The organism is Streptomyces sp. NPDC059787, assembly GCF_042732315.1.
In the GTDB taxonomy this organism is placed as follows: Bacteria; Actinomycetota; Actinomycetes; order Streptomycetales; family Streptomycetaceae; genus Streptomyces; species Streptomyces atrovirens.
The window spans coordinates 57,522-79,877 of record NZ_JBHWHX010000036.1 but is presented as its reverse complement, the minus strand read 5'-3'; the positions used below and the strand labels follow the sequence as shown (position 1 = coordinate 79,877).

General features: G+C 74.0%; 19 protein-coding genes. 11 read left to right on the top strand and 8 right to left on the bottom strand.

Going from position 1 to position 22,356, the window contains the following annotated elements; translation table 11 throughout:
• Nucleotides 1-36: 36 nt before the first annotated feature.
• The 5 genes from ACFV5H_RS28215 to ACFV5H_RS28195 form a co-directional block, all read right to left on the bottom strand.
• On the bottom strand, nt 37-1,410 hold the full coding sequence (locus ACFV5H_RS28215; RefSeq protein WP_385197802.1) for a trypsin-like serine protease: 1,374 nt from the start codon (nt 1,408-1,410) through the stop codon (nt 37-39).
• A 157-nt stretch (nt 1,411-1,567) separates the two neighbouring features.
• A complete protein-coding gene (locus ACFV5H_RS28210; protein WP_385197800.1) occupies nt 1,568-3,232 on the bottom strand; it encodes an alkaline phosphatase D family protein in 1,665 nt (554 codons plus the stop codon).
• Nucleotides 3,233-3,495: 263 nt separating this feature from the next.
• A complete protein-coding gene (locus tag ACFV5H_RS28205) occupies nt 3,496-4,263 on the bottom strand; it encodes a metallophosphoesterase (RefSeq protein ID WP_385050076.1) in 768 nt (255 codons plus the stop codon).
• Nucleotides 4,260-4,550 (bottom strand): BON domain-containing protein, encoded by a 291-nt coding sequence (locus tag ACFV5H_RS28200; RefSeq protein WP_385050078.1) that lies wholly within the window; start codon nt 4,548-4,550, stop codon nt 4,260-4,262. The genes ACFV5H_RS28205 and ACFV5H_RS28200 overlap by 4 nt, the downstream gene beginning before the upstream one ends.
• Before the next feature lie 21 nt (nt 4,551-4,571).
• A complete protein-coding gene (locus ACFV5H_RS28195) occupies nt 4,572-5,261 on the bottom strand; it encodes a nucleotidyltransferase family protein (RefSeq protein WP_385050080.1) in 690 nt (229 codons plus the stop codon).
• Nucleotides 5,262-5,449: 188 nt separating this feature from the next.
• Here ACFV5H_RS28195 and ACFV5H_RS28190 point away from each other — a divergent pair, with 188 nt between their 5' ends.
• The 7 genes from ACFV5H_RS28190 (at nt 5,450) to ACFV5H_RS28160 (ending at nt 15,431) form a co-directional block, all read left to right on the top strand.
• A complete protein-coding gene (locus ACFV5H_RS28190) occupies nt 5,450-6,184 on the top strand; it encodes a hypothetical protein (protein WP_385197798.1) in 735 nt (244 codons plus the stop codon).
• A gap of 24 nt (nt 6,185-6,208) precedes the next feature.
• Complete coding sequence (locus ACFV5H_RS28185) at nt 6,209-10,537, top strand: HAD-IC family P-type ATPase (protein ID WP_385197796.1); 4,329 nt, start codon at nt 6,209-6,211, stop codon at nt 10,535-10,537.
• A 354-nt stretch (nt 10,538-10,891) separates the two neighbouring features.
• Nucleotides 10,892-11,965, top strand: coding sequence for a zinc-binding dehydrogenase (locus ACFV5H_RS28180; RefSeq protein WP_385197794.1), 1,074 nt, complete (start codon nt 10,892-10,894; stop codon nt 11,963-11,965).
• 105 nt (nt 11,966-12,070) lie between these two features.
• The gene (locus ACFV5H_RS28175) at nt 12,071-12,673 is read left to right on the top strand and encodes a hypothetical protein (protein WP_385197792.1); all 603 of its coding nucleotides are present in this window, start codon (nt 12,071-12,073) and stop codon (nt 12,671-12,673) included.
• A 109-nt stretch (nt 12,674-12,782) separates the two neighbouring features.
• Entirely contained in the window at nt 12,783-14,513 is a 1,731-nt protein-coding gene (locus ACFV5H_RS28170) for a SulP family inorganic anion transporter (protein ID WP_385197790.1), read from the top strand.
• Entirely contained in the window at nt 14,510-14,932 is a 423-nt protein-coding gene (locus tag ACFV5H_RS28165) for an ATP-binding protein (RefSeq protein ID WP_385050091.1), read from the top strand. The genes ACFV5H_RS28170 and ACFV5H_RS28165 overlap by 4 nt, the downstream gene beginning before the upstream one ends.
• 148 nt (nt 14,933-15,080) lie before the next feature.
• On the top strand, nt 15,081-15,431 hold the full coding sequence (locus tag ACFV5H_RS28160) for a metalloregulator ArsR/SmtB family transcription factor (protein ID WP_030869497.1): 351 nt from the start codon (nt 15,081-15,083) through the stop codon (nt 15,429-15,431).
• Between the two features lie 78 nt (nt 15,432-15,509).
• Here the strand turns inward: ACFV5H_RS28160 and ACFV5H_RS28155 are convergent, their stop codons facing one another.
• Together ACFV5H_RS28155 and ACFV5H_RS28150 are read right to left on the bottom strand one after the other, a co-directional pair.
• Nucleotides 15,510-15,959, bottom strand: coding sequence for an SRPBCC family protein (locus ACFV5H_RS28155; RefSeq protein WP_385197788.1), 450 nt, complete (start codon nt 15,957-15,959; stop codon nt 15,510-15,512).
• Nucleotides 15,960-16,056: 97 nt separating this feature from the next.
• Entirely contained in the window at nt 16,057-16,734 is a 678-nt protein-coding gene (locus ACFV5H_RS28150) for a class I SAM-dependent methyltransferase (RefSeq protein WP_385197786.1), read from the bottom strand.
• Between the two features lie 84 nt (nt 16,735-16,818).
• On the opposite strand from ACFV5H_RS28150, the gene ACFV5H_RS28145 reads away from it, so the two are divergent.
• Entirely contained in the window at nt 16,819-17,271 is a 453-nt protein-coding gene (locus ACFV5H_RS28145; protein WP_385050096.1) for a flavodoxin family protein, read from the top strand.
• Between the two features lie 18 nt (nt 17,272-17,289).
• Here ACFV5H_RS28145 and ACFV5H_RS28140 read toward each other — a convergent pair whose 3' ends face one another.
• Nucleotides 17,290-18,408 carry a YihY/virulence factor BrkB family protein gene (locus tag ACFV5H_RS28140; RefSeq protein ID WP_385050098.1) on the bottom strand — a complete coding sequence of 373 codons (1,119 nt, stop codon included), beginning with the start codon at nt 18,406-18,408 and terminating at the stop codon, nt 17,290-17,292.
• Nucleotides 18,409-18,512: 104 nt separating this feature from the next.
• Between ACFV5H_RS28140 and ACFV5H_RS28135 the strand changes: the two genes are divergently transcribed.
• The 3 genes from ACFV5H_RS28135 to ACFV5H_RS28125 all read left to right on the top strand — a co-directional run bounded on the left by ACFV5H_RS28135 (nt 18,513) and on the right by ACFV5H_RS28125 (nt 22,338).
• Entirely contained in the window at nt 18,513-19,145 is a 633-nt protein-coding gene (locus ACFV5H_RS28135) for a GNAT family N-acetyltransferase (protein ID WP_385050100.1), read from the top strand.
• A 196-nt stretch (nt 19,146-19,341) separates the two neighbouring features.
• Complete coding sequence (locus ACFV5H_RS28130; RefSeq protein ID WP_385050102.1) at nt 19,342-20,016, top strand: lytic polysaccharide monooxygenase; 675 nt, start codon at nt 19,342-19,344, stop codon at nt 20,014-20,016.
• Between the two features lie 279 nt (nt 20,017-20,295).
• Nucleotides 20,296-22,338, top strand: coding sequence for a DUF1996 domain-containing protein (locus tag ACFV5H_RS28125; RefSeq protein ID WP_385197804.1), 2,043 nt, complete (start codon nt 20,296-20,298; stop codon nt 22,336-22,338).
• Nucleotides 22,339-22,356: the final 18 nt, after the last annotated feature.

Here is a 22,356-nt window from a genome sequence, read left to right as displayed (position 1 = left end):
GCCCAGGGCCGGCGCCGACGCCGTACGGTCATGCCGTCACAGCCGCTGCCACAGCGCCGGAGTGCCGGCGGGCGCCCACGCGCCCTGCGCCTGGTGGGTCTGCAGGCACTGGTACGTCACACCGTCACGGGTCACCGTGGCGCCCACCTCGTAGACCCGGCCCGCGGTCCACGCCTCGGCGCCCTCGTCCTGCTGACCCGGTGCGGTCTGCGCGGCGGTGGCGGTGGTCAGGGTGAGCCCGAAGTCCCCGAGGATCGGGTTGACCGGCTGGTAGAACGTCGTACCGCCGCTGGTGCAGTCACCGGAACCGCCGGAGGTGACCCCCTGCGCCTGCGCGCCCGCGACGTACGGCCCGCCGGAGTCGCCCGGCTCGGCGCACACCGTCGTCCGGGTCAGCCCGTCGACCCTGCCCTCGGGGTAGCTGACGCTGGTGTCGTGCTGCTCGACGGTCCCGCAGTGCCATCCGGTCGTCGAGCCGGAACGGCACACCGACGCCCCGACGAGCGCCTGCGCCGAACCGGTGACCTGCACCTCCTGGCCGTCCTGCGCCTTGACGTCGGGCGTGGGCGTCCACTGGTCGTCGGTCGCCACCCACGCCATGTCCTCGCCGGGGAAGACGGAGGCCTGGAAGGTGCCCTGCGCGGTGCGGTCGTACCCGGTCGTGGTCGCGCCGGCCCTGCCGCAGTGACCGGCGGTGACGAAGCCCGGCTGCTCGCCCCGGGTGACGGAGAAGCCGACCGAGCAGCGCGCTGCGTCGTCGATGTAGAAGGCGTCGCCGCCGGTGATGTCCTGCAGCAGGCGCGGCCGTACCGTCGTCATCCGGATGCCGACGTCCGCGCCGTCGAGCCCCGCGGCCTCGACGAAGGCGTTGCCGGCCTCCTGACTCGTCGCCTGCACCATGATCCGGTTCTCCGGTACGTCGACGTACCAGACGGGCGTGTCGAGGGTCCTGACGCGCCCGGCCGCCGCGTCCAGCCTCGCCTTGTCCGCCTCCAGAGCGGCCAGCGTCCGCCGGACCACCTTGGCCGTGGCGCCCTGGGCCTCGATGGCCGGCACGTCCTTGGCGTCGGTGGTCGCGACCGTGAGCTGCTCGGCCGTCCTGCCGCGCACCCAGGCACCGGCGAACCGGTCGCCGAGCGCGTTGCGCAGCCGGCCCGCCCGGGAACCCGCCTCGGCCTCGTTGACCAGCCGCTCGGAGGCCTGGGCCTCGTCCAGCTTCAGGTCGCGCCGGAGGGCGGCGAGCAGATGGGGCGACGGCCGGTCGGCGCCCAGGGTCTGGGCGGCGCCGGGTGTCGGCCCCGCCGCGGGCGTGGCGTCGGCCGCCGCGGCACAGGGGAGTCCGGCGAGGACGAGGGCGCCGAGCGCCGTGAACGCCGACCGGCGCGCGGCCCGGGCGTGTCTGAGGACCATTCGGTACGTCTCCTTCGATGGTGGCGAAGCTGCGGAGGCGACTCAGACCTTGCCCGTGACACCCGGCACGATGTGGGGACACGCCGGATTCACCGCATCGGTGGCCCGGACGGACCCGAGTGCAGTACCGGCGCGCACCTGCGGCCACCCGGACGGGTCACACCGGCGTCAGACCCGGCGAGCCCACCTCGGTGACGAAGGAGGCGGCCGTGGAGACGGCGGCGCCCGGCGTCGTCACGACCGGCACGACACGGAAATCGGCCCGCGCGTTCTCCCGGCCCAGCTCGACGCGCACATAGCCGCGCCGGCCGTCGTAGAACCTCAGGTGGGGGTTGGCCCGCATGTAGGTGTCCCAGTTGGCCGGGTGCTCCGCGCCGTCGCGGCCGCTGGCGACGGAGGTGCAGGTCAGCTCCGTGCCCAGAGTGACGGAGCCGGGGTCGTCGAAGTCGTCCTTGATGTCGAAGGCGTACGCGACATGGACGTCACCGGTGAGGACCAGCCAGTTGTCGACACCGGCCGCCTTCGCGCCCGCGACCAGACGGCCGCGACCGGCGCGGTAGCCGTCCCAGGCGTCCATGGAGACCTTCGCCTCGGCGTTCAGGTCCAGCCTGCGCTGGGAGAAGCACACCTGCTGGGGCATCACGTTCCACAGCGCCGTCGACGCGCCCCACCCGTCGAGCAGCCAGCGCTCCTGGGCGTCCCCGGTGAGGGTGCGCGCCGGGTCGTCCGACTCGGGCCCGGGCACGTGCGGGGTGTCGTCGTAGGCCTGGTCGGAGCGGTACTGGCGGGTGTCGAGGATGTCGAACTGGGCGAGGGTGCCCCAGTGCAGCCGGCGGAACAGCTGGGCGTCGGGGCCCTCGGGAAGCTGGTCGGCGCGCAGCGGCTGGTTCTCCCAGTAGGCGCGGTAGGCGGCGGCGCGGCGGGTCAGGAACAGCGCCGGGTCGCTGCCGTTCTCGTCGATCGCTCCCGCGTAGTTGTTCTCGGTCTCGTGGTCGTCCCAGGTGACGACGAACGGGTGGGCGGCGTGCACGGCGCGCAGGTCGGGGTCGCTCTTGTAGAGCGCGTAGCGCATCCGGTAGTCCGCCAGGGTCGTCGTCTCGCGGTTGAACACGGACGGCAGCACGACGTCGGTGTAACCGCGGGCGCCGCCCGCGGAGTTCACGGCGTACTCGTACAGGTAGTCGCCGAGGTGGAACACCACGTCGACGTCCTCCTGCGCGAGGTGCCGGTGCACCGTGTAGTAGCCGTCGTGGTACGCCTGGCAGGCGACCGCCGCCAGTCTCAGGCCCGCGGTGTCGGCGCCGGCCGGGGGAGCGGTACGGGTGCGGCCGGTGGGGCTGATCCAGGTGCCCGTGCGGAACCGGTAGTAGTAGTGGCTGCCCGCTTCCAGGCCCTTCACGTCGACGCGCACGCTGTGCGCGTACTCGGGGTGGGCGAGGGCGGTGCCCCGCCGCACGACCAGGGCGAAGGACTCGTCGAGCGCGACCTCCCAGGAGACCTCCACCCGTTGCTGCCCGAGCCCTCCGTCCGGTTCGAAGGGGGCCGGGGCCAGCCGGGTCCAGACGAGGACCGAGTCGGGCAGCGGGTCCCCGGAGGCGACGCCGAGCGTGAACGGGTCCTCGGTGACGAGGGCCGCGTCGAGCCGGGGCGCGGCGAAGGCGCCGCGCGCGGGGAGGTTGGTGGTGAAGGCCAGGGCGGCCGCCGCGGCGGTGAGGGTGAGGAAGCGGCGGCGGGCCGGATGCCGTGCGGCGGCGCGCAGTTCGGCGTCGTGCGGGGTGAGGGCGAGCGCGGACGACGGTCCGGTACGGCCCGACAGCGCCATCTGGTGTCCTCTCGTACGGGTCGGGCGGGGAAGGACGCGAGGCACAGGCCGGCGGCGACGCGGGCAGGCGAGCGCGACCGTGCCCCGGGCGCGTGCGGGGCGACGCGGATCACGGGACACGGAGTCAGTATGTTAAGCAGACAAAATGGGCAAAGGGTGCGCGCCTTGCGGGGTGTTCACACGAGAGGCCCCGTACGGATCCGGCCCCGGGGCAGAGAGAAGCGCCGCCGGTGCGACCGGCGGCGCTGGGACGGTGGGCGGGCTCAGGCGGTGGCCGCCCCCGTGCCGGCACCGGCGCCCACACGGTCGCGGACCGGCAGGTGGTAGACGTGGAAGGCGCGGCCGATGACCGGCTGGGCGACGTTGCGCACCTTCACGCCCCCCGTCGTCATGCCGTGCTCGCTGCCGGCGTGCGCGTGCCCGTGCACGGCGAGATCGGCGCCGGCCGTGTCGATCGCCTCGGCCAGCAGATAGCTGCCCAGGAACGGATAGATCTCCAGCGGCTCCCCGGCCAGGGTCTCCGGCACGGGGGAGTAGTGGGTGAGGGCGATCCGGACGTCGCAGCCCTCCTGGTCCAGCTTCTCCAGCGAGGCCCGCAGGCCGTCGGCGCACCGGCGGGAGAGGCGCACGAACTCCTTCATCACCGGCTCGCCGAACTCCCCGGCGCTCGCCCCGACGAACCCGCCGCCGAACCCCTTGGTGCCGGCCACCCCGACGCGCGCGTCACCGGCCCGTACGACCACCGACTCCCCCTCCAGGACATGGGCGCCGGCCTCCCGCAGGACGGCCGTGACCTCGTCCTGCCGGTCGTCGTGGTGGTCGTGGTTGCCGAGCACGGCGACCACGGGAACGCCCAGGCCCCGGATCTCGTCGGCCACCACGCGGGCCTCCTCGACGGTCCCGTGCCGGGTGAGGTCCCCGGCCAGCAGCAGGAGGTCGGCGCATTCGGGCAGGGTGTCGAACGCGGGGCGGAGCGAGCCCCGGGTGTCGGGGCTCATGTGGATGTCCCCGACGGCGGCGATCCGGATCATGACAGTTCCTCCGCGTGATCGGGTGACGAGGTCTCGCTGACCACGACGTCGCAGTGCACCTCGAGCCCGGCGAGCTCCTCCCGTACGGCGCTCAGGACGTCCTCGCGGCACTGGGCGGAGGGGACGGTCCCGGTGACCAGCACGGTGGTTCCGCCGCGGACCTCGACCCGCACACCGAGTTCGCCGAGCTCGCCGGAGGCGAGACGGTCCTGGAGGTGGGCGACGCGGTACTCCGGGCTCGCCGCCGCCGGTGTGCCGCCTGCGGATCCGGCGTCTTGGGTGTTCATGAGCGTTCCTTCCGCGGACGTTCAGATGACGTTCAGGCGTTCCAGGAGGAAGAAGAAGGCGGCCGGCATGGGCTCGTCCCCGCAGTCGCGCCGTACCCGCTCCCAGTCGACCTTCTCGCGCAGGGCGCGGGCGATGGGCAGGACGGCCCCGAAGTCGCAGTGGTGCTCCGAGAAGGCGGCCAGCAGGCCGGTCAGCAGATCGGTGGGCGCCAGGACCGGCATGCGCACCGACTCCACCGGCAGTTCCGACGCCCGCCGGAGCATCTCGGTGGAGACGGGCCGGTGCGCCAGCTCGAAGATGATGTCCACGTCCTGGCCGAAGCAGGTGGCCTTGATCAGCCAGTCCTCGGGCGGGGCGTACACCGTCAGCCCGGCCTCGCGGAGCGTGGCGGCCACCGACTCGGCGTCCTCGGGCCGGACGCAGAAGTCGACGTCGTGCTGGAGGTTCCCGCTGCCGCCGTGGGCGTGGACGGCGACACTGCCGGCCAGGGCGAACAGGTGCCCGCCCCGCTTGAGCACCGCGCCGACCTGCTTGGCCGCCTCCAGGATCGCCTGATTGCGGTCACGGGGCAGCTCGGGGTCGTCCTCCTGATCCCGTGCTCCGCTCCGCACGGCGTGCGCCGGCACCGGTCCCGGGACGCCCGTGGCCAGACGGAGCTCCCGGGTCCCCGGGGGCCGGGCGAGCGTGGCGTCCTCGCCGTTCTCCGTCATGACCACTCCCTTCGCCGGCCGGACGGTCCGCACGGCCGCTGTGTGCCTGCACCTAGTACCCGGCGTGCCCGTTCCGACACGGGCACGGGGGAAAGGCGGCGCCCTCGCCACCGAAGGCGTACAAGAAGGGCGCTTCGTTCGGTAACAGCTGAATATGGGGCAAAAGGCAGGGAAGGTGATGAGTGCCCGTGAGGGACTCGCCCGTGGAGGCCGACATGGAGCAGGACACGTCCCGTCCGTCCGATCTTCCGCAGCCCCTGCGGGCCGTCACCTCGGGCCTGCGGCATCTGCCGGGCGCGGAGCAGGTGGGGAGGGTGGCCGGTGGCGCCCTGGACGCGATCGGCGCGGTCTCCCCGCGCGGACGCCGGATGGCCGTCTACGCCGGAGCCGGAGTGCTCGGCGTGGCCGGCGTCGTCGAATGGCCGGTGGCGCTGACCGGCGCGGCCGTCGCCTGGCTCACCCAGCCGCGCCCCGCACAGCGGCCCGACGGCGGCGACGGGAAGGGCCCCGCGCGGCGGCTCGCCGGCGAACCGGGCGCGGAGCCGCCGGCCGACGCGGACGAACGGCACGAAACACCGGCCGGGAGCGGCACATCCGCCGGCCGCCCGCCCACGGGCCCCGGCGACCGGCTCACCCCCTCCCGCGACCGCACCGGCCGGACGGGGCACCCCGTGCGCGTCGAGCCCGCCAAGGTGGGCGACACCGCCACCGCCTCGGCCCTCAGACAGGTCGCCGACGCCACCCGGCACCCCGACCCCGGCCCGGACCGGGCGGAGCACCCTGTGGGCGATGAGCCCGCCGAGGCGGGTGACACCGCCGAACGAGTCGCCGGTGCCGTCCGGCATCGCGGCGCGTACCCCGACCCCGGCCCGGGCCGGGGCGGCGCACCCGGGCAGCCGCGCGATGCCCGCCACACCGGCTGAGCCACGATCAACGGGACCCCGCAGATGCTCACACGCTTCGACGTCGCCCCCCTCGCCGGGGCCGTGGCGGGAGTCGCCGCAGGCGCCGCCCGCGGCACCGCACAGGGCATGACGTCCGTCCACGACACGACGCGCCGCCTCGGCCACGTCGCCCGCAACGTCCTCGGCGGCGGCCGGCACTGGCGGGCCGGACACCGCGTCCACCTGGCCCTGCGGCACCCGGACGGCGCCACCGCCCCGCTCGCCCGCAAGGTCGCCGCCGAACTGCTCGACCACCCCGACGTGCTGACGGCGTACTGGGACGAAGGACTGTCCCGGCTCGTGGTGACCGCCGTGACGGACGCGGCCGGCGACCGTGTGACCGAGCGTGCCGTCGCGCTCGCCGCCCGCCTCGGGCTGACCGAGGACGCCGGCCCCGAGGAGGAGGACGACACGGCCCACCCCGGCGACCCCCGCGAGGTGCGGGTCGCCGCCACCGCGCTGCTGCTGGACGTCGCCGGCGCGGCCGGCGCCCTGGCCGGCCGGTCACTGGGCCTGCCCCGCAGCCCCAAGGCGGTCACCGCCGCCGTCACCCTGCTACGGGAGAACCCCCGCTTCCGCGCCCTGCTGCGGCAGCGGTTCGGCCGTGGCGGAACGGAACTCCTCCTCGCCGCCGCCAACGCCGCCGCGCACGGCGCCGGACAGTCCCCGGCGTCCCTGGTGCTCGACGGACTGCTGCGCACCGGCCAGCTGACCGAGGCGACCGCCCGGGCCGCCGCCTTCGAGGCCCTGCACGACGACGTCTGCCTCGAACGGCGCACCAGCATCCCCTGCCCCGCCGGCACCCGCCCGCCCCTGCGGGTGACGCCCGCCCAGGCGTACGCGGCCCACGCCGGCACCGGCAGCGTCGCGGGCGCCGCCGCCACCCTCCTCATCACCCGCGACACCCGGGAGGCGGCCGAAGCCGTCCTCGCCGGCTCCCCCAAGGCGGCGCGCTACGGCCCCGCCGCCTTCGGCGCGGTCCTCGGCACCCACCTCGCCCGGTCCGGTGTCCTGATCCGCAGCGCCGAGCGGCTGCGGCAGCTGGAGATCGCCGACTCCCTGGTCCTGCACGCCGACGCGCTGCGCGGCCGGACGCGGCCCGCCGACGGAGAGCCCGCGCTGTTCGAGGACCCCGTCGACCCCTGCGCCGAGGCCGTCCTCGACGCGGCCCGCCGGGCCGGACTGCACGTCGTGGTCACCGGCGGCTCCGACCTGAAGGACATCACCCGCCTCGCCGACGAGACGGCCCCCGCCGACCTGCCGTTCGGCGACGTCGTACGGGCGCTGCAGAACGACGGGCACATCGTGGTGAGCGTCGCCCGCGTGGCCGCGCACGGCGCCGCCGACGTGGCGGACGGACTACCGGCCGGCGATGTGGCGATCGCCCTCACGGACGCGCGCTCGGCGCTCGCCTGGGGCGCCGACGCGCTCGCCCCGAACGGACTGGCCGACGTCTGGCGCCTGCTGACGGCCGTCCCGGCGGCCCGCCGGGTCGGCCGCCGCTCGCAGACCCTGGCCCGGGCCGGCGCCGCCCTGTCCGGGCTGATGGTGGCCCGCGGCGGCACACCCGGCGGCCGGCTGTGGCAGCGGCTCACCCGGCACGCCCCGGTGAACATCGCGGCGGCGGGCGCCCTGCTCACCGGCTGGACCGAAGGCCTGCGCGTGGCCCGCGCCACGTCGCCCGAACCCCGGCTGCACGTGCCCTGGCACGCCCTGGAACCGCACGAGGCGCACGAGCTGCTGCGCGACACCCGCACCGGCACCGGACCCACCGGACTCGCCCTGCTCGCCGAACGCTCCCGGCAGCGGGCCGCGCGGCTCACCCGCACGCCCGCGGCCGCCCCCGCCCGCTGGACCTGGCAGGCGGCCGGCGCCGTCCGCCGTGAGCTCGACGACCCGCTCACCCCCGTCCTGGCCACCGGGGCGGTCGCCTCCGCGCTGCTCGGCTCACTCGTCGACGCGCTGCTCGTCGTCGGCGCCATGGACATCAACGCGGTCGCGGGCGGACTCCAGCGGCTGCGCGCCGAACGGGCGCTCAGCCGGCTCGCCGCCCACCAGCGGCCCAAGGCCCGCCGGCAGGACACCTCCCGGCGCACGGTCACCGTCGACGCCGCCCGGCTGCGGCCGGGGGACCGGATCAGCCTCGGCGCCGGCGACGTCGTACCGGCGGACGCGCGGCTGCTGGAGGCGGACGGGCTGGAGGTCGACGAGTCGTCGCTCACCGGCGAGTCGCTGCCCGTGGCCAAGGCCCTGGACCCGACCCCGGGCGCGCCGGTCGCCCGGCGGACCTGCATGGTCTTCGAGGGCACCACCGTCGTGGCCGGCCACGCCGACGCGCTCGTCGTGGACACCGGCGACCGCACCGAGGCGGGCCGCGCCGTCGCCCTGGCCGCCCGCGTCCCGCCGCCCGCCGGAGTCCAGGCCCGCCTGCAGGAACTGACCCGCAAGGCCCTCCCGGTGACCCTCACCGGCGGTGCGCTGGTCACCGGCCTGTCCCTGCTGCGCGGCAGTCCGGTACGGCGTGCCGTCAGCGGCGGTGTCGCCGTGGCCGTCGCCGCAGTCCCCGAAGGGCTGCCGCTGGTCGCGACCGTCGCCCAGATGGCCGCCGCCCGCCGGCTCTCCCGGCGCGGCGTGCTGGTCCGCACCCCACGCACCCTGGAGGCGCTCGGCCGGGTCGACACCGTCTGCTTCGACAAGACCGGCACCCTCACCGAGAACCGGCTCCGCCTGGTCCGGGTGGCCACCGCCGACGGCACCGTCCTCGCCCCGGACGCCGAGGACGCCGTACCGGTCGTACGGCTCGCCGCGCGCGCCTGTCCGCAGGAGGAGACCGGCGAGGGGCGCCGGGTCGCCCACGCCACCGACGAGGCCGTCCTCGACGTCGCCCCGCCCGACGCCGGCTGGACCGCCGACGGCGAGCTGGCCTTCGAGGCCAGCCGCGGCTACGCGGCGGCCGTCGGCCGGGACGGTGACGCGGACACCGGACTCCTCGTCGTCAAGGGCGCCCCCGAGACGGTCCTCCCCGCCTGCCGGGACCTCCCCGAGGAGGCGGCCGGCACCGCCCACACCCTGGCGGGCCAGGGACTGCGCGTCCTCGCCGTCGCCCGGCGCCCCCGCCGGGGGACCGACGCGGACACCGAACTCGACGCGGACCTCGCCGACCTGGAGTTCGCCGGACTGATCGCCCTCGCCGACGTGCCGCGCGACACCTCGCGGGAACTGCTCGCCGAACTGCGCCGGGCCGGCATCCTGCCCGTCATGCTCACCGGCGACCACCCGGAGACCGCCCGCGCCATCGCCCTGCAACTGGGCTGGCCCGAGGAGACGGAGGTGGTCACCGGGGACGACCTGGTCGCCATGGGCCGCTCCGACCGGGTGCGCGCACTGCACGGCGCCGGAGTCGTCGCCCGCGTCGCCCCCGAGCAGAAACTCCACGTCGTGGAGGCCCTGCAGCAGGCCGGCCGGGTGGTGGCGATGGCGGGCGACGGCGCCAACGACGCCGCCGCCATCCGCGCCGCCGACGTGGGCGTCGGCATCGAGGCCCGCGGCTCCGCCGCCGCCCGCAACGCCGCCGACCTGGTGCTCACCACCGGTGACCTGTCCGTCCTGGTGGACGCCGTCGGTGAGGGCCGCGCGCTGTGGCGCAGCGTCGCCGACGCGGTCAGCATCCTCATCGGCGGCAACGCGGGCGAGGTCGGCTTCAGCGTGCTGGGCACCCTGCTCGCCGGCTCCTCACCGCTGTCGACCCGCCAGCTCCTCCTGGTCAACCTGCTCACCGACATGTTCCCCGCCATGGCGGTGGCGGTGACCCCGAGCGACGACCCGTCGACGGCGGCGCACGCCGCGAGCGGTCCGATGGGCCTCGACGTCCTCGGCGCGCCCCTGCTGCGCTCCATCCGGCGCCGGGGCGTCACCACCTGCCTCGGCGCGGTCACCGCCTATCTGATCGGCCTCCTCACCCCCGGCACCGAACGCCGCTCCACCACGATGGCCCTGTGCGGAGTGGTCGGCGCCCAACTGGTACAGACCCTCTCCGGGCGCCGCCACAGCCCCCTGGTGTGGGCGACGGCCCTGGGCTCCGCCGCCGTGCTCGCCGCCCTCGTGCAGACCCCCGGCGTCAGCCACTTCTTCGGCTGCACCCCGCTCGGCCCCGTCGCCTGGGCGGGCGTCGCCCTGGCCATCACCCTGTCGGCCCTCGCCCCACGCCTGGAACGCCTCGAAGCGGTACGACACCTGTACGCCCTCACCTCCCGCCTCACCCTGCGCCTCGCCGACTCCATGAGGCAGACCCGCCACCTGCTGGCCGACGGCATCGCCCGACCGGTGGCCTGACCCCCTGGGGGCGCGGGGCTGTGCCGACATGCGGCTCCGCCGCGCGGGCGCGAAGAGGTCCGGGCATAAGGGGCGCGGGGAACTGCGCGTGGGGGTCTGGGGGCGAAGCCCCCAGGGACGGGAAGGGAAGGGGCGGCGGGGGCGAGAGAAGGCTCGGACACCCGGACGGCGCGCGGTGCGGAATCACAGGGGGCGCCGCCCTCGTGGCGGAGGACCCGCCCCGCCCGAGCGGATCCGGCGTCCCGCGCCCAGACTGGAAGTACGGGGCGCCGGTGCCCACCCGGAACCCCGCCGACGCGGGCAAGCGCGCCCGGCGCCGAAGCCCGCCGCAGACCGAGAAGGGTGAGGATCGGCATGAAGGGATACGTCTTCCACGGCCCCGGGCAGTCCGCCTGGGAGGAGGTCCCCGACCCGGCCGTCAAGGAACCCGGCGACGCCATCGTGCGCGTCGACGCCGTCACCATCTGCGGCACGGACCTGCACATCCTCAAGGGCGACGTGCCCGAGGTCCGCCCGGGCACCGTCCTCGGCCACGAGGCGGTCGGCGAGATCGTCGAGACCGGCGGCGACGTCCGCACCGTCCGTCCCGGGGACCGCGTCCTGGTCTCCTGCATCTCCGCCTGCGGGCGCTGCGGCTACTGCCGCGAGAGCGTGTACGGCCAGTGCCGGGGCGGCGGAGGCTGGGTCCTCGGCCACCTGATCGACGGCACCCAGGCCGAATACGTACGCGTCCCCTACGCCGACCTGTCGGTGTATCCGCTGCCCGGCGCGGTGGCCAACGAGGACGCCGTACTGCTGGCCGACATCTTCCCCACCGCCTACGAGGTGGGCGTGCTCAACGGCCGGGTCCGTCCCGGTGACACGGTCGTCGTGGTCGGCGCCGGCCCCGTCGGGCTCGCCGCGATCGCCACCGCCCGGCTGTTCGGTCCCGAACGCGTCGTCGCCGTGGACGTGGCCGCCTCCCGGCTGCAGGCCGCGAAGGAGTTCGGCGCCGACGCCGTGGCCGACGCGGGCGAGGGCCCCCAGCAGCTCGTCGCGGACCTCACCGGCGAGCTCGGCGCGGACGTGGCCATCGAGGCGGTGGGCGTCCCGGAGACCTTCGAGCTGTGCGCCCGTATGGTGCGGCCCGGCGGGCACCTGGCCAACGTCGGCGTGCACGGCGCGCCCGCCACGCTGCACCTCGAGGACCTGTGGATCAAGAACGTCACCATCACCACCGGACTCGTCGACACCCACTCCACCCCCACCCTGCTGCGGATGGCGGCCGCAGGCCGGCTGCCCACCCGCCGGCTGGTCACCCACACGTTCCCGCTCGACCACATGCAGGAGGCCTACGACGTCTTCGGCAACGCCGCCGAGACCGGGGCGCTCAAGGTCGTCCTCGGCGTTCCGCAGCACGAGGTGGTGCCCGTGCACCCGACGGTCTGACGGGCGCACCGGCGGACCGGGCCGTTCGGCCCATGCGGGAGCGGGCGGCCGGGTTCACCCTGGAGTGAGGCGCCGTTCGTTACCCGCGCGAGGAGGTGACCTCCGATGGCGAGGACACAGGGTGCGAGGCCCCGGAGGGTGCGGCTGTGGCGGTGGCGGAGGAACCCGCTGCGCCGCCGCAGCGATCTGGCCGAGGCCTGGCTGGTGCTCGCCGCAGTCGTCCTCGCCCTGCTGCTCGGGGCGCTCTCCGGCCTGACGGCGGCCGGGGCCGTGGACGGGTCGCTCGCCGAGCGCCGGGAGCGGACCACCCCCGTCCCCGCCGTACTGACCGAGGACGCCGCCGGGCTGTCCGCGTCGGTGACGCAGGACGGGGACGGGGACGGCGGCGTATGGGCCAAGGTGCGGTGGACTGCCCCCGACGGCACCGGCCGCACGGGCCGGGCCGAGGTCGACCCGGGGAGCCCGGCGGGCACCGAGGCCACCGTGTGGACGGACCCCGAGGGCCGGCTGGTCTCCGCACCACCCGACGGCGCGGAAGCGCAGTTCCAGACCGTCATGACCGGGATCACGGTCGCCGTCGCCACCGGAGGACTGGTCCTGCTCGGCGGCTGGCTCGCCCGGGCCCGGCTGCGACTGCGGCGCCTGGCCGAATGGGAGACGGAGTGGCGCCAGGTCGAACCGTCGTGGCGCAGGCGTATGACAGGCTGAGGGCGAAGCGGCTCAGCAGCCGGACCCTCATCGACCTGCGGAATTGCGAAATTTAGCAATTGGCTACATGCTGTATCCGTCATACAGTCGTATCCGAAGTCGAGGGCCCGTGTCCGTACCGCTGCCGCAGGCCGGAGTCCGGTCCCGGATCATCTCGCTGCTGCCCACCCGTGCCGACGCGGACCAAGTGCGGCGCCATCCCCGCCGGGACCTGCTCGCCGGCCTGACCGTCGCGGTCGTCGCGCTGCCGCTCGCACTCGGTTTCGGTGTCTCCTCCGGGCTCGGCGCCGAGGCGGGGCTGGCCACCGCCGTGGTCGCCGGGGCCCTGGCGGCCGTGTTCGGCGGCTCCGACCTCCAGGTGAGCGGGCCGACCGGGGCGATGACCGTGGTCCTGGTGCCCATCGTCGCCGACCACGGACCCGCGGGCGTGCTCACCGTCGGTCTGATGGCGGGCGTCGTCCTGGTCGCGCTGGCGCTGCTGCGGGCCGGGGGAAGCATGCGGTACGTGCCCGCGCCGGTGGTGGAGGGCTTCACCCTCGGCATCGCGTGCGTGATCGGGCTGCAGCAGATCCCGAACGCCCTCGGAGTGCCCGTGCCCGAGGGGGAGCGGGTCCTGGTGGTGGCCTGGCGGGCGGGCGGGGAATTCATCCGCGACCCCGGCTGGACGGCCCCGGCGCTGGCGCTCGCCGTGGCGGCCGTGATGCTGCTCGGGGCGCGCTGGAAGCCGACCGTCCCCTTCTCCGTCCTGGCGGTGATCACGGCCACCGTCGTGACGCAGACCGTCGGCCTGGACGGGGCGCGTCCGATCGGCGACCTGCCCCCGGGCCTGCCCGCCCCCTCGCTCTCCTTCGTGGACACCGGCGCGCTGGGCAGCCTGCTCGCGCCCGCCCTGGCCGTGGCGGCGCTGGCCGCCCTGGAGTCGCTGCTGTCCGCCTCCGTCGCCGACGGCATGACCGTCGGACAGCGGCACGACCCCGACCGCGAACTGTTCGGCCAGGGCCTGGCCAACATCGCCGCCCCGCTGTTCGGCGGCGTCCCCGCGACCGGCGCCATCGCCCGCACCGCCGTCAACGTCCGTACCGGCGCGACCTCCCGGCTGGCCTCGCTCACACATGCCGCCGTCCTCGCCGTGATCGTCTTCGCGGCCGCCCCGCTGGTGTCGCGGATCCCGCTCGCCGCCCTGGCCGGCGTGCTGCTGGCGACCGCCGTCCGCATGGTCGAGGCCGGCTCGCTGCGCGCGATGGCCCGCGCCACCCGTTCCGACGCGCTGATCCTCGTCCTGACCGCCGTCGCCACGCTCGTGCTCGACCTTGTCCAGGCGGTGATCATCGGCCTGGTCGTCGCCGGCGTCCTCGCGCTGGGCGCCGTCGCCCGGCAGGCCCGGCTCGCCCCGCTGCCGCTCGACCGGGACGACCACACGGAGGAGGAGCACGAGCTGCTGGCCGAGCACATCGTCGCCTACCGCATCGACGGACCCCTGTTCTTCGCCGCCGCCCACCGCTTCCTGCTGGAGCTGACCGAACTCGCCGACGTACGCGTGGTCGTCCTGCGCATGTCCCATGTGAGCGTGGTCGACGCCACCGGGGCCCTGGTCCTCAAGGACGCGGTGACGAAGCTGAGACGGCGCGGCATCGTCGTGATGGCGTCCGGTGTCCGCCCGGAGCACCGCCGGGCCCTCGCCTCCGTGGGCGTCCTGGAACTGCTGCGGCACGAGGGCCGGGAGTACGCCACGACCCCCGAGGCGATCCGCGCCGCCCGCGACCACCTGGAACGCGACGGTGTCCTGCGGGCGGCGGAGCTGCCGGTCGTGCTGCCCGCGCCCACCCGGGAGACGCCATGACGGCCTCCGTGCTGAACACCCTGCCGCACCGCCATGTGCTCACCCTGCCCACCGGGCCCGGAGCCGTGCGCCTCGCCCGCGAAACGGCCGAGCAGGCCCTGGCGGAGTGGGGCATAGGCGAGTGCCACCCGGCGGTGGGTCCGGCGCTGCTGATCCTGAGCGAACTGGTGGCCAACAGTGTCCGGCACGCGGCCGAGGTCTCCCCGCGGATCACGGTGATCTACGCGGCGGGCCCCGAGTGCCTGGTGTTCGCCGTGCACGACAGCCACCCCCACCGGCCGCGGCTGTTCGGGCCGGACGCCGGGCACGGCGGCCTGGCCACGGTCGTCGAACTGACCCACGCCCTGGGCGGCACCGCCGTGGTCCGGGGCGACGCCGACGGCCGGGGAAAGAGCGTCTGGATCACGCTCCCCCTGTGAGTCCACCGCCCACGGCCACCGGGCGGTGGAGAAGTACCGAGTTGCTAATGTCGGAAAGCGTCGAGGCGGACGCCGACGAACAGATGAGGCGATGGACCGAGGACCGGCCGCCCGGGCCGTGCTGCCGCGCCGGAAAGGGGACGGCACGATGACCACGCCGCTGTACCAGCTGAAGGCCGAGTTCTTCAAAACACTGGGCCATCCCGCCCGCATCCGCGTGCTGGAACTGCTCAGCGAGCGTGAGCACGCGGTCGGGGAGATGCTTCCCGAGGTGGGCATCGAGCCGGCCCACCTCTCGCAGCAGTTGGCGGTGCTGCGACGGGCGAACCTGGTGGTCGGCCGCAAGGAGGGCTCGACCGTGTACTACTCGCTGACCAGCCCGCACGTGGCGGAGCTGCTGCGGGTGGCGCGCACCATCCTGTCCGGCGTGCTCGCGGGGCAGGCCGAACTGCTCGCCGACCTCCAGGCCGCACAGGGCGGGCCGAAACCACTGCCGTAGACGACGGTGGCCCCGGCCCGGAGGCCGGGACCACGAAGGCGGTCGTACCGGAAGGGGACCGGCGTGCCCCCGCCGCGGTCAGACCTCGCCGCGCCAGGCGCCCGTCTCCAGGCCGCGCCGCTCGATGAACTCCTTGAACCGCTTCAGGTCACCACCGACCTGCCGCTTGACGAAGCCGAGCTTGTCACCCACGCTCTCGGTCATCCCCTGCGGATCGAAGTCCATCTGCAGCATCACCTTGGTGGTGGTGTCCCGCACCCGGTGGAAGGTGACGACGCCGGCCTGCCGCGCCTCACCGTCGACCGTGGTCCAGGCGACACGCTCGTCCGGGATCTGCTCGGTGATCTCGGCGTCGAACTCCCGTTCCACGCCCCCGACCTTGGTCACCCAGTGGGTCAGTGTGTCGCTGCGCTGCTCGATGCGTTCGACCCCGCCCATGAACTCCGGGAAGCTCTCGAACTGGGTCCACTGGTTGTAGGCGGTGCGGACGGGGACGTCGACCTCGATCGATTCCTCTACCTGCGACATGCGTCGGCTACCTCGCTTTCCGATGGGAAGTGGAACGCGGGTACCTGATTTCACGCCGGACAATCACGGCGATCCGCCGAACCGGCCGCCCGAGGGGTCACGCCTCCTCGCGGCGGCAGTGCAGGAAGAGCTGGGGTTCCGGCCGGGCGTCGGGATGGGTCGGGGTGAACATCACGCTCTCCTGCGACTCCACGGCCAGGCCCGCCCCACGCACGAGGGCGACGACGTCCTCGGCCGCGAAACTGGTGACGCGCACGTCCTGCCCCATGAAGGCGCCGTCGAACCCCTCGACGTCCAACGGCACGGTGGCCAGCGCGAACAGGCCGCCCGGCCGCAGCGCCCGCGCCAGCCGACGTACCAGCTCCGACTGTTCCGCCCGCGACATCTGCAGCAGCGCGAAGTACACGCAGACCGCGTCGAACGAATCGTCCTCGAGCGGCATCCGCCGGATGTCGGCGCACCGGAACTCGGCCCCGGGCACCTGCCGGGAGGCGATCCCCACCATCACCGGGGACACGTCGACGCCCAGCACCCGATGTCCCGCTGCGGCGAGCGCCTCGGCCGTGGGACGGCCCGTTCCACTGCCCACGTCCAGCACCCTGCTGCCGGGCGCCAGCCCTTCGAGCAGCCGGTCCAGCGACGCCCGGTGCGCCGACGAGGAGGCGAACGCCTTCTCGTACTCGCCGCCCAGCGCGTCGAACACCGCCGCCGCCGGTGACCCGTGATCCTCGTCGGCCAAGACGCACCCCGTTCTTCGCGTACCGATGCGGGGCATCGTGCCATTCCCGCCCCGCCTCCACAACGGGACACCGGCCGTGGCGGCTTGCGGGCACACGGACCGGCACGGCAGGGTCGGGGTGTGCCGACTCTGCTGATCGTCCACCACACGCCCTCGCCCAACTGCCAGGCGATGTTCGAGGCCGTCCTCTCCGGTGCCGGCGCCGACGGGATCGAGGGGGTCGAGGTGGTGCGGCGGGCGGCGCTGTCCGCCACCGCCGCCGACGTCCTGGACGCCGACGGCTATCTCCTCGGCACCCCGGCCAACCTCGGCTACATGTCGGGGGCGCTCAAGCACTTCTTCGACCAGGTCTACTACCCGTGCCTGGACACCACCCGGGGTCGGCCCTTCGGGTACTACGTGCACGGCGGGAACGACGTCACGGGCGCGGTGCGGGGCCTGGAGTCGATTACGACGGGCCTCGGCTGGCGTCGCGCCGCCGACGGCGTGACCGTCACCGGCGAGCCCGGCAGGGCCGACGTCGAGCGGTGCTGGGAGCTGGGCGCCACGGTCGCCGCGGGCCTGATGGACTGAGCCCCGCCGCGGGCGGCGTCAGGTCTCGTCCATCCGCCGCCGGTCCTGCTCGTCCCAGGTGCGCGTGTCGCGCGGCTGCGTGTACGGTTCCGCCTCCGGCGGATGCCCCCCGGCGATGGCCCGCTGCCGGGCGATCTCCGCGTCGAACTCCAGCCCCAGCAGAATGGCGAGGTTGGTGATCCACAGCCAGATCAGGAACACGATGACACCGGCCATCGTGCCGTACGTCTTGTTGTAGGACCCGAAGTTGGCGACGTAGAGGGCGAACCCGGCGGAGGCGATCAGCCAGATCACCAGCGCCAGGAAACTGCCCGGGGTGATCCACCGGAACCCCCTGACCTTGGCGTTCGGGGCCGCCCAGTACAGCAGCGCGATCATGATGGTGACCAGGACGACCAGTACCGGCCACTTGGCGATCGACCACACGGTCAGCGCGGTGTCGCCCAGACCGAGCAGGTCGCCCGCCTGACGGGCCAGCCCGCCGGTGAACACCACGATCAGCGCGCTGATCACGGCCATCACCATCAGCGCGACCGTCACCCCGAGCCGTACCGGCAGCACCTTCCACACCGGACGCCCCTCGGGGATGTCGTAGACCGCGTTCGACGCGCGCATGAACGCCGCGACGTAGCCCGACGCCGACCAGACGGCCAGCACCAGACCGACGATCGCCACGACCGAGCCGACGCCCGCGGTGCCCTGCAGCTGCTGTACCGCCTGGGTGATGATGTCGCGGGCCGCGCCGGGGGCGGTGAGCTCCTGGAGGTTCTCCAGCACCTTGTCCGTGGTGGACCTGCCGGTGAGGCCCAGGATCGAGACCAGGGCCAGCAGCGCCGGGAACAGCGCCAGCACGCCGTAGTACGTCAGGGCGGCGGCCCGGTCGGTGAGTTCGTCGTCCTTGAACTCGCGCAGGCTGCCTTTGAACGCCGCGCCCCACGCCCCCTTCGGCAGCTTGCCCGGCGTGTCCGGTGCCGCCCGCTCCACCTCGTCGCTGGGCCCGGGTTCGTCCGCCGCGCCGGACCCGTGCCCCGGGCGGAGCTCGTCCGCCGCCGCGCCGGTCCGGTGGTCCGGACGAGGCTCGTCCGTCGCGCTCTCGTGGGTCTGCCGGTCGTTCCGCCCCGGGATATGCAGCTTCATGCCCCTCGGGTAACCAGGGGCCGGAGGGCTAAGCCAGGGGTCCGTGCCCCGACCTGGCCGGAAAGGGGTTGTGGGAGCGCTCCCAAGGCTGCAGGATGCCAGACATGACCGAGTCCCCCAGGATCCGCCCGTACCGCCGCGAGGACCGGCAGGCCCTCGACGACATCTGCGTCCGCACCGCGCACAACGGCCAGGACAGCCGCCCCCATTACACCGACCCCACCGTCTTCCCCGACACCTTCGCCGCGCCGTACGTCCATCTGGAGCCGGAGCTGGCGTTCGTGCTGGACGACGGCCGGGGCCGGGCGGTCGGCTACATCGTCGGCACCGCCGACACCGTCCGCTTCGCCAAGACCTTCCGGGCCGCGTGGCTGCCCCTGGTCGGCGACCGCCACCCCGAGCCGTCCGGGCCGCCGGCCACCCCGGACGAGACGATCGCCTGGCTGCTGCACCATCCCGAGCGGATGATCGTCCCGGAGCTGGCCGCCTGGCCGGCCCATCTGCACATCGACCTGCTGCCCGACTGGCAGGGGCGCGGCTACGGCCGGCGGCTGATGCGGACCTTCCTGGAGGCCCTGCGGGACGGGGGAGTGCCGTCCGTCCACCTCGTCATGGCGACGGCCAACAAGCCCGCCCGGGCCTTCTACGACCGGATGGGCTTCGAGGAGATCGACGTGCCGATGGACGACTCGGTCGTCTGCCTCGGCCGTACGACGCACGACCTCGAAGGACTCTGATCCGACGGGCTCCGAGGGGTCGGCGCCCGTCTCCGTCGAACGCGTCGAACGCGCCACCGCCCGCGCGGAAGTGGCGCAAATGCGCATTGCCGCTCCGCTTCGACGGGCGCAGCCTGTGCATTGGGAGCGCTCCCATGACCGCCGTGGGAGCGCACACCCGCATCCCCACGACCCCCACAGCGGAAAGAAGGAATCCATGACTTGGCATGGTCATGATGCATTACCGCTCCGGTCCCGTCTGTCGCTCGCCCTGACCGTGGCCGTCGCCGCGCTGCTCTGTCTGATCCCCTGGAGCGGTACCGCCGTCGCCCACGGCTCGGTGATCGATCCCGCGTCCCGCAACTACGGCTGCTGGCAACGCTGGGGGAGCGACTTCCAGAACCCGGCGATGGCGCAGGAAGACCCGATGTGCTGGCAGGCGTGGCAGGACAACCCCAACGCCATGTGGAACTGGAACGGCCTCTACCGCAACGGCTCGGCCGGCAACTTCCGGGCCGTGGTCCCCGACGGCCAGCTCTGCAGCGGCGGGCACACCGAGGGCGGGCGCTACAACTCCCTGGACACGGTGGGCGCCTGGAAGACGACGAACGTGAACGGCAACTTCACCGTCCGGCTGTACGACCAGGCCAGCCACGGCGCGGACTACTTCCTCGTCTACGTCACCCGGCAGGGCTTCGACCCCACCACCGAGCAACTGGGCTGGGACGACCTCCAGCAGGTGGCCCGCACCGGCTCGTACGCGCCCAGCCAGAACTACTCGATCCCGGTGAGCACCTCCGGCCTCAGCGGCCGCCACGTCGTCTACACGATCTGGCAGGCCTCGCACATGGACCAGACGTACTTCCTGTGCAGTGACGTGAACTTCGGCTGAGTCACCGGCACTTCACCGCTCCCGTCCCCGGGTCCCCGCCGGGCCGCGTGAGTCCGGCGGGGATCCGGTGCGTGCGGGGCCGGGGCTTTCTGAGATTCCGCGAAGAAACCGTGAGTCCTTTGAACACGCTGTGGCCCGCCTACGTATGGGGCGTGGGAATCCCCTGCCCACCCCCCGCAACAGAAGCGTAGGAGTACTGCCTTGGCACGCAACACACGCAGACGCCCCAAACAGCGCGCGACTCTCGCCGCGTTCGCCCTGATCCTGGGCGGCGGCGGGATGATGGCGGCCAACGTCTACGCTTCCGCGACGGAGGAGGGCGGGCAGGGCGACGGCCAGGCGCAGGTCTTCTCGGGCGCCACGATCGACTGCCCGGACGTGGCCACCGGACTGACGTCGGTGCCGGAGGAGGCACGGGCGGAGGTGGACAAGGAGCTCGCCGGCCTGGACGCGCAGATCGCGGAGGCGTACAAGCGGATAGGGGAGTCGGCCGAGGCTCTTCGCCAGGACCCGGGCTTCGCGGAGAACGCGATCGCCAAGCCGCTCGAGGAGAAGCGTGCCGCGGCCCTCGCCCGCATCGGGACCGCCATCGACCGGGTCGGCGACCGGCCCGAGGGCCTCGAGGAACTCGCCGACTGCGCCGTGCGCGAGTCCGGCAACGCCGCACAGCCGGACGCCGGGCAGGAGGGCGCCGGGCAGGAGGGCGCCGGCGACGAGGGCGAGCAGGCGGGCGACGGAGGCGACGGCCAGGACCAGCAGGACCAGGACCAGCAAGGTCAGGACCAGCAGGGCCAGGACCAGGGCGGAAACGGCGGTCAGGCCGGCAACGGGCCCGTCGCCGGCGACTACGTCGACATCGAGAGCGTCCAGCCCAACGTCACCGAGCCGCAGCGGACGGGGAGCGCCTCCCGCGGCACCTTCACCAGCGAGTGCGGCGTCAACGAGAACGGCCTGTTCAACTCGGACAACGTGATCGCCGCCCCGGGTGTCGGCAACGGCGCCCACCACTTCCACGACTACATCGGCAACCAGGCCACCAACGCCTTCTCCAGCGACGAGGACCTGGCGCAGGCGGACACGAGCTGCGCCGACCAGGGCGACAAGTCGTCGTACTACTGGCCCGTGCTGCGGCTGCAGAACGGGACCCAGGAGCAGGACGCCGGGTCCCCGGGCGGCGGCATCGAGGGCAACGCCGGTGAGATCGTCACGCCCAAGGAGGTCACGCTGACCTTCGAGGGCAACCCGCGGGGCGAGGTCACCGCCATGCCCCGGCTGCTGCGCATCATCACCGGTGACGCCAAGTCGTTCGTCAACGGCCCCGCCAACGCCAACGCCTCCTGGAGCTGCACCGGCTTCGAGGACCGGCAGCTCACGGACAAGTACCCGCTGTGCCCGCAGGGCAGTGACGTGGTGCGCAGCTTCGACTTCCAGAGCTGCTGGGACGGCCGCAACATCGACAGCGCCAACCACCGTACGCACATGGCGTTCGCGGACGAGGCCGGCAACTGCCCGTCCGGCTTCAAGCCGGTGCCGCAGCTGGTGCAGCGCATCGTCTACGACGTCGACGCGCCGAGCCTCGACGACGGGGGCAGGACGACTCCGCTGTTCGCGGTGGACTCCTTCCCGGAGCAGTTGCACAAGCCGATCACGGACCACGGCGACTTCATCAACGTCTTCGACGAGGACCTGATGAACGAGGTCGTCGCCTGTATCAACGAGGGTCGCACCTGCGGCGCCGGTGACGGCGGCAACGGTGACGGTGGCGGTGGCGGCGGCGAACAGGGTGAGGAGCCCCAGCAGCCGGAGGAGCCCCAGCAGCCGGAGGAGCCCACGGCCACGCCCGACGACCCGGGCCAGGGTGGTGACGGCAACGACGGCGGCAATCAGGACGACGGCGGCGACAAGCCCGGCGACGGCGGGAACCAGAACGGCGGCGGAAACCAGAACGACGGCGGGAACCAGAACGACGGCGGAAACCAGAACGACGGCGGACAGGAGCAGCCGTCGGAGACCCCGGCCGCCGAGGAGCCCGAGCAGCCCGAGCAGCCCGATGTCAAGGCGTCCACTCCGGCCGAGGACGCCGGCGCCGGAAACCAGGACGACGGCGGCGACAAGGGCGGCGAGGACGACGGCGGCCAGGCGGCCCAGGCCGCCGAGGTGCCCGGCAGCCTCCCCGAACTCGGCACCGAGAACCAGTCCCGGGCACAGGGCGAGAGCGGCAGCCTCGCCGAGACCGGCACCCAGCTCTGGCCGGCCGCGCTGGGCGGAGTGCTGGTGATCTTCGGATTCTTCGTCCTGCGGAGCGTGCGGCGCGGGGCCTGACCCTCCGCGGCACCCCGA